The following is a 13823-nucleotide window of genomic DNA, read 5'->3' as shown; positions in this document are numbered from 1 at the left end:
GTGCCCCCGGGTCGGGGGTGGCGCCGCGTCGAGCAGGCTCGCAGCCGCGACTGGAGGGGCGCTCCAGAACGGCTCCGGCGTGCGGCCCGGCACCCGTCCGTGACCGGTCCGTGCGCCGCTCCGAGGCCCGTCCGCGGCCCGTCCGCGCGCCGCCACGAGGCCCGTTCGCGACCCGCGGGGCGGCGTCCGGGGGCGCCGCGGCCGGTCCCCGTGTGACGGCCGTGTGACGGCTGTACGAACGCCGGCCGGTCGCCGGCCCGGTGCCTGCTAGGGTCGCGCCGGAGCGGGCCGGCCGCACGCCCAAGGGCAGGAGAGACATGGACAGTTACCCGGATCACCAGGACCGCGGCGGCCCGTCCGCCGCCGACGCGGGCCGCCCGTCGGGCCCGTCCGGCGCCCCGCCCGCCGCCGCCGGGGAGGAGCCCGGCGAGCTGCTCTCCGTCCGCGGGCTGCGCGTGGTCTACCGGGGCGGCCGACGCGGGCCGGTCACGGCGGTGGACGGCGTCGACCTCGACGTGCGGCGCGGCGAAACCGTCGCCGTGGTGGGGGAGTCGGGCTCCGGCAAGAGCACCACCGCGCTCGCGGTCACCCGCCTGCTGCCCGCCGCCGCCCGCGTCGAGGGCGGCACGGTCCGCTTCGCCGGACGCGACCTGGCGGCGCTCCGGGAGTCCGAACTGCGCACCCTGCGCGGCCGGTCGATCGGCTTCGTCCCGCAGGACCCGGCGGTCGCGCTCAACCCGCTGCGACGGGTGGGGGGCCAGGTCGCCGAGGTGCTGCGGATCCACGGCCTGGCCAGGGGCCAGGAGGCCTGGGACCGGGCGGTCGAGGCACTGACCCTGGCCGGCCTCCCGGACGCCGGTCTGCGGGCGCGGCAGTACCCGCACCAGCTGTCCGGCGGCATGCGGCAGCGGGTGCTGATCGCGATGGCCTTCGTCGCAGGCCCCGAGCTGATCGTCGCGGACGAGCCGACCAGCGCCCTCGACGTCACCGTGCAGCGCCAGGTCCTCGACCACCTGGAGGAGTTGACCGGCACGCTGGGCATCTCGCTGCTGCTGATCACCCACGACCTCGGGGTGGCGGCGGACCGGGCCGACCGGGTGGTGGTGATGACCGGCGGCCGGGTCGTCGAGTCCGGCCCCGCCCGGCAGGTCCTGGAGCAGCCCGGGCACCCGTACACCCGGCAGCTGACGGCGGCCGTCCCCGGTCGGGCGAAGGTCCTCCGGCGTCCGGCCGCGGCCCCGGCCGCCCGGTCGTCCGCGGGTGCGCCGCCGCTCCTCGAAGTCGCCGGCCTGGTCAAGGACTTCGACCTGCCACGGGGCGCCGGCCCGGTCCGCACGCTGCGTGCGGTGGACGGCGTGGAGTTCACCCTGGACCGGGGCGAGGCGCTCGCCCTGGTCGGCGAGTCCGGCTCCGGGAAGTCCACCACGGCCCGGCTGGTGCTGCGCCTGGAGAAGCCCACGGCGGGCCGGGTCCGCTTCGACGGCGCCGACCTCGCGGAGCTGCCGGGCGCCGAACTGCGCCGTCTGCGCCGCCGGTTGCAGACCGTGCAGCAGAACCCCTTCGCCTCGCTGGACCCGCGGTTCACCGTCCGCCGGATCGTGGAGGAGCCGCTGCGGGCCTTCCGGGTCGGCGGCCGGGCCGAACGGCTCGCCCGGGCGGCCGAGTTGCTCGACCTCGTGGCGCTGCCCCGGGACTTCCTGGAGCGTCGGCCGGCCGAGCTGTCCGGTGGCCAGCGGCAGCGGGTGGCCATCGCCAGGGCCCTCGCCCTCCAGCCCGAACTGCTGGTCTGCGACGAGCCGGTGTCCGCCCTCGACGTCTCGGTGCAGGCGCAGATCCTCGACCTGCTGGACGGCCTGCGGGCCGAGCTGGGGATCGCCTACCTGTTCATCACCCACGACCTGGCCGTCGCCCGGCAGCTCTGCGACCGGGTCGCGGTGATGCGCGCCGGCCGCCTGCTGGAGACCGGCCCGACCGAGCGGGTCTTCGAGGAGCCCGAGCACCCGTACACCCGCGAGCTGCTCGCCGCGGTGCCGGGCGGCCGCGGGCGCTGAGCGGTCGGGGCCCCGGGCCCGGCCCCACCACGGGGTCGGGCCCGGGGCCCGCGCCCGCGTCCGTTCAGCGAAGCAGCAGGTCGTCCCGGCGGACGACCCGTTCGGCGGTCAGCCACCGCCCGTCCCGCCGCACCAGCACGTCCTCGACGACGCAGCTGGGGTCCCAGGCGACCGCCCCGTCCTTCCCGGTGACGCTGACGATCGCGTAGTAGCGCGCCCGCACCGCGTCGCCGTCCGCCGCACCCCCCTCGGAGTCCGGTACGGCGCCCTCCTCCGCCGGTTCGACCAGCAGCTGCGAGAACCAGTGCCGGTGGACGGCCCCGGCCCGCCGCTCCGCGACCCGGCGGACGGCCGCCGCGATCGCCTCCGGCCCGACCAGGACCTCGCCGCTGGACACGTGGCTGAACGAGGCCCCGGCGGTGAACGTCGCCGCGAAGCCGTCCGCGTCGAAGCCGTCCAACTGCCAGGCCTGCCGGGCGTAGAGCTCCAGGATCTCGGTGTAGCGCAGGGCCGCGTCCGTCCGGCCGCCGGATCCGGTCCTGACCTCGGTCTGCGGGTGCGTGGTGGGTGCCACGGTGGTGCCTCCGTCCCGTGCCGCGTACCGCCGGGCGCGGTCCGCCGTCGCCACCGACCGTCGCAGAGCGTTCTGGAGGTCCGGTCCAACCGTCCTGGACCGGACCTCCAGGGCGGCTGCACCGTGCGCTGCGAGGCTGGCCGCACCCGCCGGGCTGCTGCCGCCAGCCCCTCCGCCGCCGACCGGGAGTCCCGATGACCACCGCGCCGTCCGCCCGCCCCACCGGATCCGACCGCCGCGAGACGCCGACCCCGGCCCCGGTCCTGGCGGAGCTGGCCGCCGGCGTCTACGCGCACGTCCAGCCGGACGGCGGCTGGTGCCTCAACAACGCGGGGATCGTGGTCTCCGAGGGCGAGACGCTGGTGGTCGACACCGCCGCCACCGAGCGCCGGACCGCGCTGCTGCGCGACTCGATCGCGCAGGTCGCGCCCGGTGAGCCCGGTCTGCTGGTCAACACCCACCACCACAGCGACCACACCTTCGGCAACGTGCTGTTCGACCCGCGCACGGTGGTCGTCGCGCACCGGGAGACCCGGGTGCAGGCGGAGCTCGCCGGTCTCGGCCTCCAAGGCCTCTTCCCGCAGGTCGAGTGGGGCGCGGTCGGCGTCCGGCTGCCCGCCCTCACCTACCGGGACGCGCTCACCCTGCACGTCGGCGGACTGCGGGTGGAGCTGTTCCACCCGGGGCCCGCGCACACCACCAACGACACCGTGGTCTGGCTCCCCGAGCGCCGGGTGCTGTTCGCCGGGGACCTGGTGATGTCGGGTGTCACGCCGTACGTGCTGATGGGCTCGGTCGCCGGCTCGCTGGCCGCACTGGAACGGCTGGCGGCGCTCAGGCCGGAGGTGGTGGTGCCGGGCCACGGGCCGGTCGGCGGACCGGAGCTGATCGAGCGGAACATCGCCTACCTCCGCTGGGTGCAGGGCTTGGCGGTGGAGGCGGCGGAGGCGGGGCTGACCGCGCTGGCGGCGGCCCGGGAGGCGTCGGCCGGACCGTTCGCCGGCCTGCTGGACGCCGAGCGGCTGGTCTCCAACCTGCACCGGGCCGCCGCCGAACTCGCGGGCGCGGCCCCGGGCGCCCCGATCGACGTGCTGGCGTCGTTCCGGGAGATGGTCGAGCACCTCGGCGGCCTGCCCGCCTGCCACGCCTGACCCGGCCCGACGGCTAGGACGTGGGGTGGGCCCCGACGGCGTCGCGGATCTGGGTGCCGAGGCCGCCGTTGACGCGGGCGCAGTTGGCGCAGCAGAAGAACATGCCGGCCACCTCGACGCCGTGGCCGACGATCCTGACCTGGCACTGCTCGCAGCGCGGGGCCAGCTTCTCCATCGCGCACTCGAAGCTGTCGAAGGTGTAGACGTCGCCGGTGACGGTCTTGATCTCGAAGGCGAGCCAGTAGTCGTTGCCGCAGGTGACGCAGGTGGCCATGGTGGCGCACTCCCTTCCGGAGCGGGGCTGACCGGCCGGGCCGGTGCCCGGTCCTCCCAGTCTCGGAGCCCCCTCGGGGAGCGGCCACCCGGCGCACCCGGTCAGGCGGCCGGGCGGTCGGGCGGCCGGGTGGTCGGGCGGCCGGGTGGTCGCGTTCCGCGCCGGGCCCGGTCAGACCGGCCGGGCGGAGAGCTCCTCCAGGGCACGGACGGCGCGGTCGGCGTCGTCGGCGGCGACGAAGAGGTGGTCGTGGTGGAAGCCGGCCACCACGTTGCAGCTGATCCCCTCCTCGGCGAGCCGGCCGGCCACCGCGGCGGTGAGGCCGACGGCCTCCAGCGCGGAGTGGATCCGCAGGGTGATCCACGCGGCCACGTACTCGTAGCGCAGGCCCAAAGCGTCGGCCTCCTCCTGGGCCACCACCACCGTCACCCCTTCGGGTTCGGCGACGGTGACCACCGGCCGCATGCCGGCGGGCACCTTGGCGGGCAGCGTGCAGTACACGTACCGCCCGGGGTTGAGCTGCGGGTGCATCCCGCGCAGCAGTGTCGCGAGGTCTCGTTCTCCGGCCATGCCCGTCACGGTAGTGGCTCCGCCGCAGGTCGAGGCCGTACCGGCGGGGCATGTCGGCCGGGCATGTCGGCGGACCGGCCGCCGGTGTCCGGTGGCGGGCGCCCCGGACCGATCGCCGTCGGAGCCGGACCGCGCGGCGGACTTCTCCGCGTCCCCGCTCGGACCGGTCAGCGGCGCACCCGGTAGCGCAGGTGAAGCACCCGGTCGCCCTGGACCACCACGTCAGGACCCTCCAGCAGGTGCTGCGCGTGGACCGGTCCGAAGAAGCGCTTGCCGGACCCGAACACGACGGGGACGACGTCCATGCGCACCTCGTCGACCAGGCCCGCGGCAAGCACCTGGCCACCGACGTCGCCCGCGGCGACCTCGACGACGCGGTCACCGGCGAGCTCCTGCGCCTTGGCCGCGGCCGCCTCGACGCCGTCGACGAAGTGGAACGGCGCCTCGGGGTCCCAGCCCTCGGGCGCCGGCCGGTGCGTCACGACGACCACGTGGTCGATTCCGCCCGGGGGCTTCCCGTCCCAGCCGTCCGTCATGTCGAAGACGTGGCGGCCGACGATCGTGGCCCCGATCCCGTCCCAGTACGGCCGGGTGTAGTCGTAGGACGTCTGCGACACCTTCAGCGCGCCGCTCTCGTCCAACGGGACGTCACCGCTGGACAGCCAGTCGAACAGCGGTCCGGGCTGGTCGTTCTCGTCCGCGACGAAGCCGTCCACCGACACCGAGCCGTACATGACCACCTTGCCCACGGGCCTCTCCTCTGCTTCGGGGTGCCCCAAACTAGCGCGCCGCGAGCCGTCGTTCCTCCCCCTGCTCCTTTCGGCCCACGTCGGCTCGACCCCGGGTGGGCCACGGCCCCCGGGACCTGGCCTGCAGCGGACCGACGCCGCCGGCAGTCGGTCCGGGCCGCCCGTCACAGGCCGGCCGAGGTGTATCGGAAGCGTTGACGGTCGACAGTCAGCGATATATCGTCGAGTTATCGAGACAGTAACTCGACTGCCTCGAACGATCGTCTGTGCGGCCGCGTTCCCGCGGCCGGAAACGGGAGGTGGGTGCCATGCGTCCAGGACGATTCCGTGAAGAGGGCCCCTGGGGCGGACGCCGCCGGGGTCCGGAGTTCGTCGGCATGCCCGGCGAGTGTTTCGAGGGCCGCGGGGCGTTCGGCCCGTTCGGGCCGCCGTTCGGCGGCGGACCCGGCCGGCTGCCCGGCCCGCCGTGGGCCCGCGGCTTCGGCGGCCCCGGTGGGCCCGGCGGCTTCGGGCCGCGCGGCCGGCGCGGCCGGGCACGGCGCGGGGACGTGCGTGCCTCGCTGCTGGCGCTGCTCAAGGAGCGGCCGATGCACGGCTACGAGATGATCGCCGAGATCGCCGAGCGGTCCGGCGGGGCCTGGCGGCCCAGCCCGGGCTCGGTCTACCCGACCCTCCAGCTGCTGGAGGAGGAGGGCCTGATCACGGCGGAGGAGGTCGGCGGCAAGCGGCTGGTCTCGCTCACCGAGGCGGGCCGGGCCGAGGCCGACGCCGGGCCGGACGAGCCGTGGGCCGAGGCCGGCCAGGACGTCGACTGGGCCGCGGTCCAGGAGGTCGGCCAGGCGCTCGGCGCGGTGGAGCAGGCCGTCCGGCAGGTCATGGCGACCGGCACGGAGGCGCAGCGGGCCAAGGGCCTGGCGGTGCTGACCGAGGCCCGGAAGAAGCTGTACCTGATCCTGGCCGAGGACGACTGACCGGGGACGACTGACCGGGACGACTGGCCGAGGGCGGCCGACCGGGGACGACCGACCGCGGGCGACCGCGGAGGGCCGTCCCCGGAGCGGCCGCGGTGGACGGTGCGGCCGCTCGCGGCCCGGAACGCCCAGGGGGCGGGAAGGGCGACGGGGGCACGCGGGGGGCACGGGACGCGGGAAGGGCTCAGGTCCGGATGGCGAACAGTGCCACGCAGGCGAGCAGCAGCACCGTCCAGCCGAGCCAGAGCCAGCCGTTGGAGCCGAGCGCCGCGCTGTAGGCGCTGATCAGCACCAGCAGCCCGACGGTGACGCCGGCCACCTGCCGGTTGTGGAGCGCCACCGACTGGGCGCGGGTCCTGGGGTGCCGTGCGGTCCTCGCCATCGCCGTCCTCCCGCCAGGGGGCGGCCGTCACCCGGAAGCGCGGGCGGTGGCCGCCTCGTCGTACTCGTAGCGCCAGAACCAGCGGGTGCCCCGCTGCTGCTTGGCCCGGACGTACACCAGTGTGCGCGCCGGAGCGTCCCCGTGCGAGGGGACCGGCACGGTGTACTTCTTGGGCACGCCGTACATCGGCCCCAGCGGGATGGGGAGGATCCGGCCGTCCAGGGGGCCGCCGACGAATTCGGTGTCCGCACTCTTCACCCCACCAGGGTCTCATCCCGCCGCAGGTGGCGGAGGGCGAAGGGGGGCCGGGCGGAGGTGCTGTGACGGCCGGGTGCCGGGAGTGTGACCGGAGAGGCACCGCCCCCGGTCAACCGGAGGCTCCGCGCACCCTTATCCTTCCTGTTACGCCCTCGGGGTCCACCCGGGTCAGCGGGCCCGTACGGGCCGGGCGAGGCGCACTTGACCGCGCCCGCCGGGCCGCTGAGCCGCAGCCGCCGTGCTGCCCTGACTCCGTACCGTGACCCCGGCGTCGGCCGCCCGGCAACCCCGGCTCCGGCCGGCAGGGCGCGGGACTGCAGGGCCGAGCACCACCCGGGAAGCAGCGGGGGGCGCCGTGCGTTGCGTCGGAGTGGTACGTCGAACGCTGTGTCACACCAGGCACGGCGACGCGCGGAAGGGGCCCGATGGAATCCGGCAGCAGGTGGACGACCTGGTGGCAGAAGCGTGACCGTGAGCGGGCCCGGGGGGCGGACACGGACAGTCCCGCCGCCAGACTGGACCAGCTGCTCGGCGCCGTCCGCGCCGGCTTCCCGCTCGCCCCCGCCGCGCACCCGGCCGGCTACCGATGTTCCTGTGACCGGGTCGCCTGCCCGGCACCCGCCCAGCACCCGGTCTCGTTCGCCTGGCAGACCCAGGCCACCACCGACCCGGAGCAGCTCGCCCGCTGGCTCTCCCGCGACCCGCAGGCCAACTTCGTCACCGCCACCGGCCGCGCGCACGACGTCCTGGACGTTCCCACCGAGGCCGGACGGCTCGCCCTGGAGCGGCTCACCGCGCTCGGCGTCGAGCTCCCGGTGGCCGCCGTCGGCGAGGACCGCTACCTGTTCTTCACCGCCACCCGGGGCACCCCGGTGGACGAGGACGAGTGGTGGCCGAGCGCCCTGGACTCCACGCCGGACACCATGTCCGAGCACCCCGGCCTGCGCTGGCACTGCCGCGGCTCCTACACCCTGCTGCCGCCGGCCGCGCTGCCGGACGGCTCCGAGGTGCGGTGGCTGCGCGGGCCCGAACAGCCGCTGCCGGACCCGCTGCGCGTCCTGGACGTGCTGACCGACGCCTGTACCGAGGTGGGCGCGGTCGCCGAGGAGCAGTGGCTGATCGGTTAGGGCCCGCCTCCGGAGCCCCGCCCGGCCCGCCTCCGGAGCCCCGCCCGGCCCGCCGTGCCGAGCCCCGTGGGCCCGGCACGGACGGGGGCTGCCGCGCTACGGCAGGGTGAGGACCTCCGCGCCGTCCGCCGTGACGACCAGGGTGTGCTCGAACTGGGCGGTCCGCTTGCGGTCCTTGGTGACGACGGTCCAGCCGTCCGGCCAGATCTCGTAGTCGTAGGTGCCGAGGGTGAGCATCGGCTCGATGGTGAAGGTCATCCCCGGCTTGATCAGCTCGGTGGCCCGCTCGCTGTCGTAGTGCGGGACGATCAGGCCGGAGTGGAACGACGTGTTGATCCCGTGGCCGGTGAAGTCCCGCACCACGCCGTAGTCGAAGCGCTTGGCGTAGGACTCGATGACCCGGCCGATCACGTTGATCCGGCGGCCGGGCTTGACCGCCTTGATCGCGCGGTCGAGCGACTCCCGGGTCCGCTCGACCAGCAGCCGGGACTCCTCGTCCACGTCGCCGCAGAGGTAGGTGGCGTTGAGGTCGCCGTGCACGCCGTGGATGTACGCGGTGGCGTCGATGTTGACGATGTCCCCGTCCTGGAGGACCGTCGAGTCCGGGATGCCGTGGCAGATCACCTCGTTGATCGAGGTGCAGATCGACTTGGGGAAGCCCCGGTAGCCCAGGTCGGACGGGTAGGCCCCGTGGTCGCACATGTACGTGTGGGCGACGGCGTCCAGCGCGTCGGTGGTGACGCCGGGCGCGATCAGCTTCGCGGCCTCGGCCATCGCCTGCGCGGCGATCCGGCCGGCGATCCGCATCTTCTCGATCGTCTCGGCGGTCTGCACCTCGGGCCCGGTGTACGGCGTCGGGGCGGGCTTCCCGACGTACTCGGGGCGCGCGATGTTCGCCGGGACCTTGCGGGTGGGGGACTGGATGCCGGGTACGAGAGCCATGGCCGCGAGTCTATGGCAGCGCCTGTCGCCGGGTGTGCGGATGGAGTCCGGCCGGGGAATGATCAGGACGACGCAGCCGTCGAACGGGAAGTGACCGCCATGCCCTTGGGATTCCACCGCAACCGGCCGACCGGCAAGCCCGGTGAGTGGTTCTACTGCATCAAGCACGGCAAGGTCGAGGAGGGGCCGGAGTGCCCGGCCAAGGACCGCCTCGGCCCGTACGCCACCCCCGAGGAGGCGGCGCACGCGCTGGAGACCGCCGAGCTCCGCAACCGCGAGTGGGCGAACGACCCGCGCTGGTCCGACCGGCCCGCGGGCGAGGGCAAGGAGTAGTCGCCGCCCCGGCCGGTCGGCCGGCGGCGCCCGCGTCCGGCGTCCACGGCGGCTCGGGCCCGCCCGGCGGGTGGTACGGGACGGTGATCGCGAGCACGACGACGTGCCGCCCGGCCCCGAAGGCCTGCTGGAGGGTCCTGCCGGGCGGCGGGGCCGCGCGGTGGTGGGCAGGGGCTCAAGGGACTCCGGGTGTTCCGGACGGTCGGGCACCCCGGGCCCCGGGCTCTGGACGCCTCCGCCCGCTACCGCCCGGCGTCCTCGCGCTCCCGGTCGGCCGCCTCGCGGAGGACCTCGGCCCGCTCGGCCTCCTCGCGCAGGGCGGCGGCCTTCTCGTGCTCGGCGCGGACGGCGGCCGCGTTCGGGTCGGTGCGGTCGTCGTAGCCGAGCAGGCTGGGCAGGGCGGTGGCGAGCGCGACCACGCCCACCACGCAGGCGACGCCGCCGGCCCAGACCGAGGCGCGGACGCCGACCAGGCCGGCCATGCCGCCGGCCCGGACCTGGCCGAGCTGCGGACCGACCGAGTAGCTGAGCAGTTCCACGCCGGCCATCCGGCCGCGCACCTCGTCCGGGATGGACTGGTTCCACATGGTGGAGCGCGCGATGCCGCTGATCTGGTCGGCGCCGCCGGCCAGGGCGAGGCAGAGCAGCACCAGCCAGATCGAGCCGGAGAACCCGGCGAGCGTGATCGCCGCGCCCCAGCCGAGGGCGGCCAGCACCAGCATCCGGCCGTGCCGGTGGATCCGGGACGTCCAGCCGCTGGTGACCGAGACGGCCAGGGCGCCGACCGCCGTGGCGCCGTACATCAGGCCGAGCGCCCAGTCGGCGGCCAGTTCGGAGGCGAGGAACGGGAAGATCGCCACCGGGAACGCGAACAGCATGGCGACCAGGTCGATGGCGTAGGTGCCCAGCAGGTCCTTCCGGCTCCAGGCGTACTTCACGCCGGTGAGCACCGCCCGCACGGACGGCTTCTCGGCGCCGGTGGGCGGCGGCACGGCCCGGATCCTGGCGAGCAGCAGCAGCGAGGCGCCGAAGGTGAGCACGTCCAGCGCGTACGCGGTCTGCACGCCGGCGAACGCCACGATGACCCCGGCCAGCGCCGGGCCGGCCACCGAACCGACGTTGCGGTAGAGGGAGTTGAGCGCGAAGGCGGCCGTCAGCTGGTCGTGCGGGACGATCCGCGGGGTGAGCGAGTCCAGGGCCGGGCGCTGCAGGCCGTCGGCGGCGGCGACCAGCGCGGCCACCAGGTAGATCGGCCACAGCACGGGCGTCGGCAGCAGCGCGTTGAGCAGCAGCAGGGCGCTGAGCAGCCCGAGTCCGGCCTCGGCGAAGAGCACCAGCCGGCGGCGGTCCAGGGCGTCGGCGAGGGCGCCGCCCCAGAGTCCGAAGACGATCAGCGGGACCAGCTCGAAGGCGCCGATCAGGCCGACCGCGAAGTAGGAGTCGGTGAGCTCCTTGATCTGCACCGGCAGGGCGACGTACGTCAGGAAGCTGCCCAGGCTGGTCACACAGCCGGAGAACCAGAGCAGCCGGAAGTCCCGGGAGGAACGCCAGGGGGCGAGATCGGGGGCGACCGAGCGCAGCAGGGAGCGCACCCGACCGGTCGGGGGATGGTCGGAGTCGTTCACGAGTGACCATCCTCGGAGGGCGCCGCACCGGGCCGCAACAGGTTTTCGGCCCGGCCCCCGCGGGCGGCACCGCTCACCAGCGGCTGATCGCGGGCCCCTCCGTGAGCCGGCCGGCGAGTGCGGCCAGCCGGTCGAGGGCCGAGCGCCGGGCCGGGGCCTCTCCGGCGGCGGCGCTGACCAGGTGCTGGGCCAGGTCGAACGGCTCCTCCGCGGCGGTGCCGACGGACAGCCGCCCGTGCGCCAGACCGGCGAGGTCGGCCAGGCCGTCACCGCCCGCCCCGTCCGTCCGGCCCACCGCGCCCGCCCCGTCCGTCCGGCCCGGCCCGAGCCGCCCACCGGGCCCACCGCGCTTACCGGGCCCACCGCGCCCGCCCGTTCCGCCCCCGCCCGCACCGCCGCACTCGGCGCCGTCCAGCGCCAGCACCGTCGCGCCGTTCCGGCGGGCGTCGTGCACCCGCTCCAGCAGCGGTACGCCGGCCGACGTCGGGGCGACCACCAGGACGGTGACCCCGCGCCCGGCCTCGGTCAGCCGCCGCAGGCCGTGCGCCAGGTGGGCGGGCGCCCGGTCCGGAACCCGGTGCCGGAGCAGGGTCGGGGCCAGCCGGGGGACGTCCGACCAGGCGGCCTCGTCCTCCAGGTGGGCGGCCAGGTGCCAGGGCTCGTACCCCTCGGTGCCGACCAGCAGCAGTCCGTCCGCGCCGCGCCGGGAGACCGCGTGCCGCAGCTCGCCGGCGAAGCCGCCGACCGCCTCCAGCCAGCCGGTTCCGGTCAGCCGCTCCCGGAGTGCCGAAACTCTCACCGCGTCCATGGCGGACAGGATGTCGCGGCGGGCCGCCGGTTTGGCAGGATCGGCCCATGACTTCCCTCGATTCAGCGACAAACCCGGCCCACGAGTTGCCGGACGTCTCGCAGCTGGTGGTCGGTGTCCTCGGCGGCACCGGCGACCAGGGGCGGGGGCTGGCCCTCCGGCTGGCCAAGGCCGGCCAGCAGGTGATCATCGGTTCGCGCGACGCGGCCCGCGCGGAGGCCTCGGCCGCCGACATCGGCCTCGGGGTGCGCGGCGCCGACAACGCCACCACCGCCAGGGAGAGCGACATCGTGATCGTCGCGGTGCCCTGGGACGGGCACGCGGCCACGCTGACCGCGCTCCGCGAGGAGCTGGCCGGCAAGATCGTGGTGGACTGCGTCAACCCGCTCGGCTTCGACAAGCAGGGCGCCTACGCACTCGTCCCGGAGGAGGGCAGCGCCGCCCAGCAGGCAGCCGCCCTGCTGCCGGACTCCCGGGTCACCGCCGCCTTCCACCACCTCTCGGCGGTGCTGCTGCAGGACGAGTCCGTCGAGCGGATCGACACCGACGTGATGGTGCTCGGCGAGGAGCGGGCCGCCACCGACATCGTGCAGGCGCTGGCCGGGCGGATCCCCGGCATGCGCGGCATCTTCGCGGGCCGGCTGCGCAACGCGCACCAGGTCGAGGCGCTGGTCGCCAACCTGATCTCGGTGAACCGCCGGTACAAGGCCCACGCGGGCCTGCGGATCACCGACGTCTGACCGGCGTCCCCACGACGTCCGCCGCCGACGTCCCCGCCGCCGCCGTCCCCGTCCGCGGCGGAGGCCGGACACCGCCCCCGGGCCGCCGTCCCGGAGGACGCGACCTCACCCCTGGACCCGCTCCGGGGGTGAGGTCGGCGACAATGGGGCCGTCCGTCCTCCGGCCCTAGGAGCCTCCCGCCATGCCCCGCACGTCCCTGCTCGCCTCGATCGTCGTCGTCCTCGCGCTGGCCGCCTCCGTGGTCTCCCTGGTGCAGGGCTGGTGGCCGGGCCTGATCTGGCTCCCGCTGGCGGGCATCGCCAGCAACGTGCTCTGGATGAACCTGCGCCGCGAGAAGCAGTCCCGGGCCGCCGCCGAGCGGGCCGCGCAGAGCGCCGGCGCGTAGCGCGCCGGCGGGGGCGGCCCCCGCGGAGGGCGGCCCCGCGGCCCCGGACCTCAGTCCTTCCAGAACGTGAACAGCTCGCGGCCCAGCTGCGGGTAGATCCGGTCGACACCGAGCAGGTCCATCACGCCGTACACGGCCTCGAAGAACCAGTGGTTGACCTCGGGCTGCCAGAGCAGCGCGAAGACCGCCAGCATGCCGTACGGCGCGAACGGCTCGATGGCCCGCCGCGTCTTGTGCGACAGCCAGGGCTCGACGATCCCGTAGCCGTCCAGACCGGGCACCGGGAGCAGGTTGAGCAGGGTCGCGCTCAGCTGGAGCATGCCGAGGAAGCCCAGCGCCAGCGCCAGCGGCGAGACGTTCAGCTCGTAGCCGTTCCAGAACGCGTGCACCTCGGGGTCGTCCAGCCAGCCGGCACCCACCGGGACCAGGAGCGCCACGGCGGCGAGCAGGTTGACCAGCGGCCCGGCGGCCGAGATCAGGCTGTGCTTGAGCCGCCCCTGGATCCGGTGCCGCTCGATCCAGACCGCGCCGCCGGGCAGGCCGATGCCGCCGAGCAGCACGAAGACGATCGGCAGGACGAAGCTCAGCAGCACGTTCGCGTACTTGAACGGGTTGAGGGTCAGGTAGCCCTTGGCGCCGACGGTGAGGTCGCCGCCGTGCAGCGCGGTCCGCGCGTGCGCGTACTCGTGGAGGCAGAGCGAGACCATCCAGCCGGCCACCACGAACAGGAAGACGCCGAACCGGGCGTTGCCGTAGCCCTGGGAGACCGCCCAGCCGGAGGTGACGAGGATCGCGAGCAGCACCCAGAACACCGGGCTGATCCGGCGGTCCTCGCTGCGTGAGCGCTGCGTGGCGGCGAAGGTCATGGCGTGGGAGCTCCGG

The 13823-nt window shown here is 75.3% G+C and carries 17 protein-coding genes; 7 read left to right on the top strand and 10 right to left on the bottom strand.

Annotation, left to right across the window (positions count from 1 at the left end; all coding sequences use genetic code 11):
* The first annotated feature begins 317 nt into the window (after positions 1-317).
* A complete protein-coding gene (locus OG550_RS10990; protein WP_327676516.1) occupies positions 318-2051 on the top strand; it encodes an ABC transporter ATP-binding protein in 1734 nt (577 codons plus the stop codon).
* A gap of 64 nt (positions 2052-2115) precedes the next feature.
* Here the strand turns inward: OG550_RS10990 and OG550_RS10985 are convergent, their stop codons facing one another.
* Positions 2116-2625, bottom strand: a complete 510-nt coding sequence (locus tag OG550_RS10985) for a nuclear transport factor 2 family protein (protein ID WP_327676515.1) — start codon at positions 2623-2625, stop codon at positions 2116-2118.
* A 194-nt stretch (positions 2626-2819) separates the two neighbouring features.
* Between OG550_RS10985 and OG550_RS10980 the strand changes: the two genes are divergently transcribed.
* The gene (locus OG550_RS10980) at positions 2820-3776 is read left to right on the top strand and encodes an MBL fold metallo-hydrolase (RefSeq protein WP_327676514.1); all 957 of its coding nucleotides are present in this window, start codon (positions 2820-2822) and stop codon (positions 3774-3776) included.
* Positions 3777-3789: 13 nt separating this feature from the next.
* On the opposite strand, the gene OG550_RS10975 is transcribed toward OG550_RS10980, so the two are convergent.
* The 3 genes from OG550_RS10975 to OG550_RS10965 form a co-directional block, all read right to left on the bottom strand.
* The gene (locus OG550_RS10975; protein ID WP_327676513.1) at positions 3790-4050 is read right to left on the bottom strand and encodes a Prokaryotic metallothionein; all 261 of its coding nucleotides are present in this window, start codon (positions 4048-4050) and stop codon (positions 3790-3792) included.
* Between the two features lie 171 nt (positions 4051-4221).
* The gene (locus OG550_RS10970; protein WP_327676512.1) at positions 4222-4620 is read right to left on the bottom strand and encodes an ACT domain-containing protein; all 399 of its coding nucleotides are present in this window, start codon (positions 4618-4620) and stop codon (positions 4222-4224) included.
* Between the two features lie 167 nt (positions 4621-4787).
* Positions 4788-5369, bottom strand: a complete 582-nt coding sequence (locus tag OG550_RS10965) for a dihydrofolate reductase family protein (protein ID WP_327676511.1) — start codon at positions 5367-5369, stop codon at positions 4788-4790.
* Positions 5370-5677: 308 nt separating this feature from the next.
* Here OG550_RS10965 and OG550_RS10960 point away from each other — a divergent pair, with 308 nt between their 5' ends.
* Positions 5678-6340, top strand: a complete 663-nt coding sequence (locus OG550_RS10960; protein ID WP_442905980.1) for a PadR family transcriptional regulator — start codon at positions 5678-5680, stop codon at positions 6338-6340.
* Between the two features lie 184 nt (positions 6341-6524).
* Here the strand turns inward: OG550_RS10960 and OG550_RS10955 are convergent, their stop codons facing one another.
* Together OG550_RS10955 and OG550_RS10950 are read right to left on the bottom strand one after the other, a co-directional pair.
* The gene (locus OG550_RS10955; protein ID WP_327676510.1) at positions 6525-6722 is read right to left on the bottom strand and encodes a hypothetical protein; all 198 of its coding nucleotides are present in this window, start codon (positions 6720-6722) and stop codon (positions 6525-6527) included.
* Between the two features lie 27 nt (positions 6723-6749).
* Positions 6750-6980 carry a hypothetical protein gene (locus tag OG550_RS10950; protein ID WP_327676509.1) on the bottom strand — a complete coding sequence of 77 codons (231 nt, stop codon included), beginning with the start codon at positions 6978-6980 and terminating at the stop codon, positions 6750-6752.
* A gap of 425 nt (positions 6981-7405) precedes the next feature.
* Between OG550_RS10950 and OG550_RS10945 the strand changes: the two genes are divergently transcribed.
* The gene (locus OG550_RS10945; protein WP_327676508.1) at positions 7406-8107 is read left to right on the top strand and encodes a bifunctional DNA primase/polymerase; all 702 of its coding nucleotides are present in this window, start codon (positions 7406-7408) and stop codon (positions 8105-8107) included.
* A 96-nt stretch (positions 8108-8203) separates the two neighbouring features.
* Here the strand turns inward: OG550_RS10945 and map are convergent, their stop codons facing one another.
* Positions 8204-9049, bottom strand: a complete 846-nt coding sequence (gene map / locus OG550_RS10940) for a type I methionyl aminopeptidase (protein WP_327676507.1) — start codon at positions 9047-9049, stop codon at positions 8204-8206.
* Between the two features lie 99 nt (positions 9050-9148).
* On the opposite strand from map, the gene OG550_RS10935 reads away from it, so the two are divergent.
* On the top strand, positions 9149-9382 hold the full coding sequence (locus OG550_RS10935) for a hypothetical protein (protein WP_327676506.1): 234 nt from the start codon (positions 9149-9151) through the stop codon (positions 9380-9382).
* A 242-nt stretch (positions 9383-9624) separates the two neighbouring features.
* Here OG550_RS10935 and OG550_RS10930 read toward each other — a convergent pair whose 3' ends face one another.
* Both OG550_RS10930 and OG550_RS10925 read right to left on the bottom strand, forming a co-directional pair.
* The gene (locus tag OG550_RS10930; RefSeq protein WP_327676505.1) at positions 9625-11007 is read right to left on the bottom strand and encodes an MFS transporter; all 1383 of its coding nucleotides are present in this window, start codon (positions 11005-11007) and stop codon (positions 9625-9627) included.
* 73 nt (positions 11008-11080) lie between these two features.
* Complete coding sequence (locus OG550_RS10925; protein ID WP_327676504.1) at positions 11081-11815, bottom strand: hypothetical protein; 735 nt, start codon at positions 11813-11815, stop codon at positions 11081-11083.
* A gap of 47 nt (positions 11816-11862) precedes the next feature.
* Between OG550_RS10925 and npdG the strand changes: the two genes are divergently transcribed.
* Together npdG and OG550_RS10915 are read left to right on the top strand one after the other, a co-directional pair.
* The gene (gene npdG / locus OG550_RS10920) at positions 11863-12555 is read left to right on the top strand and encodes an NADPH-dependent F420 reductase (RefSeq protein ID WP_327676503.1); all 693 of its coding nucleotides are present in this window, start codon (positions 11863-11865) and stop codon (positions 12553-12555) included.
* A 182-nt stretch (positions 12556-12737) separates the two neighbouring features.
* A complete protein-coding gene (locus OG550_RS10915) occupies positions 12738-12941 on the top strand; it encodes a hypothetical protein (RefSeq protein ID WP_327676502.1) in 204 nt (67 codons plus the stop codon).
* Positions 12942-12991: 50 nt separating this feature from the next.
* Here the strand turns inward: OG550_RS10915 and OG550_RS10910 are convergent, their stop codons facing one another.
* Positions 12992-13807: a site-2 protease family protein gene (locus OG550_RS10910; RefSeq protein WP_327676501.1), complete on the bottom strand. Its 816-nt coding sequence runs from the start codon at positions 13805-13807 to the stop codon at positions 12992-12994.
* Between the last annotated feature and the right edge of the window lie 16 nt (positions 13808-13823).

This window comes from Kitasatospora sp. NBC_00458 (genome assembly GCF_036013975.1).
GTDB lineage: Bacteria > Actinomycetota > Actinomycetes > Streptomycetales > Streptomycetaceae > Kitasatospora.
This window is presented reverse-complemented; position numbering and strand designations above follow the sequence as displayed.

What these genes read in the sequence shown, in the direction of transcription:
- OG550_RS10910 (WP_327676501.1), bottom strand. Translation starts at nt 13,807, where the DNA reads ATGACCTTCGCCGCCACGCAGCGCTCACGCAGCGAGGACCGCCGGATC.
- OG550_RS10960 (WP_442905980.1), top strand. Translation starts at nt 5,678, where the DNA reads ATGCGTCCAGGACGATTCCGTGAAGAGGGCCCCTGGGGCGGACGCCGC.
- OG550_RS10945 (WP_327676508.1), top strand. Translation starts at nt 7,406, where the DNA reads ATGGAATCCGGCAGCAGGTGGACGACCTGGTGGCAGAAGCGTGACCGT.
- OG550_RS10955 (WP_327676510.1), bottom strand. Translation starts at nt 6,722, where the DNA reads ATGGCGAGGACCGCACGGCACCCCAGGACCCGCGCCCAGTCGGTGGCG.
- OG550_RS10915 (WP_327676502.1), top strand. Translation starts at nt 12,738, where the DNA reads ATGCCCCGCACGTCCCTGCTCGCCTCGATCGTCGTCGTCCTCGCGCTG.
- npdG (WP_327676503.1), top strand. Translation starts at nt 11,863, where the DNA reads ATGACTTCCCTCGATTCAGCGACAAACCCGGCCCACGAGTTGCCGGAC.
- OG550_RS10935 (WP_327676506.1), top strand. Translation starts at nt 9,149, where the DNA reads ATGCCCTTGGGATTCCACCGCAACCGGCCGACCGGCAAGCCCGGTGAG.
- OG550_RS10970 (WP_327676512.1), bottom strand. Translation starts at nt 4,620, where the DNA reads ATGGCCGGAGAACGAGACCTCGCGACACTGCTGCGCGGGATGCACCCG.
- OG550_RS10980 (WP_327676514.1), top strand. Translation starts at nt 2,820, where the DNA reads ATGACCACCGCGCCGTCCGCCCGCCCCACCGGATCCGACCGCCGCGAG.
- OG550_RS10925 (WP_327676504.1), bottom strand. Translation starts at nt 11,815, where the DNA reads ATGGACGCGGTGAGAGTTTCGGCACTCCGGGAGCGGCTGACCGGAACC.
- OG550_RS10975 (WP_327676513.1), bottom strand. Translation starts at nt 4,050, where the DNA reads ATGGCCACCTGCGTCACCTGCGGCAACGACTACTGGCTCGCCTTCGAG.
- map (WP_327676507.1), bottom strand. Translation starts at nt 9,049, where the DNA reads ATGGCTCTCGTACCCGGCATCCAGTCCCCCACCCGCAAGGTCCCGGCG.
- OG550_RS10990 (WP_327676516.1), top strand. Translation starts at nt 318, where the DNA reads ATGGACAGTTACCCGGATCACCAGGACCGCGGCGGCCCGTCCGCCGCC.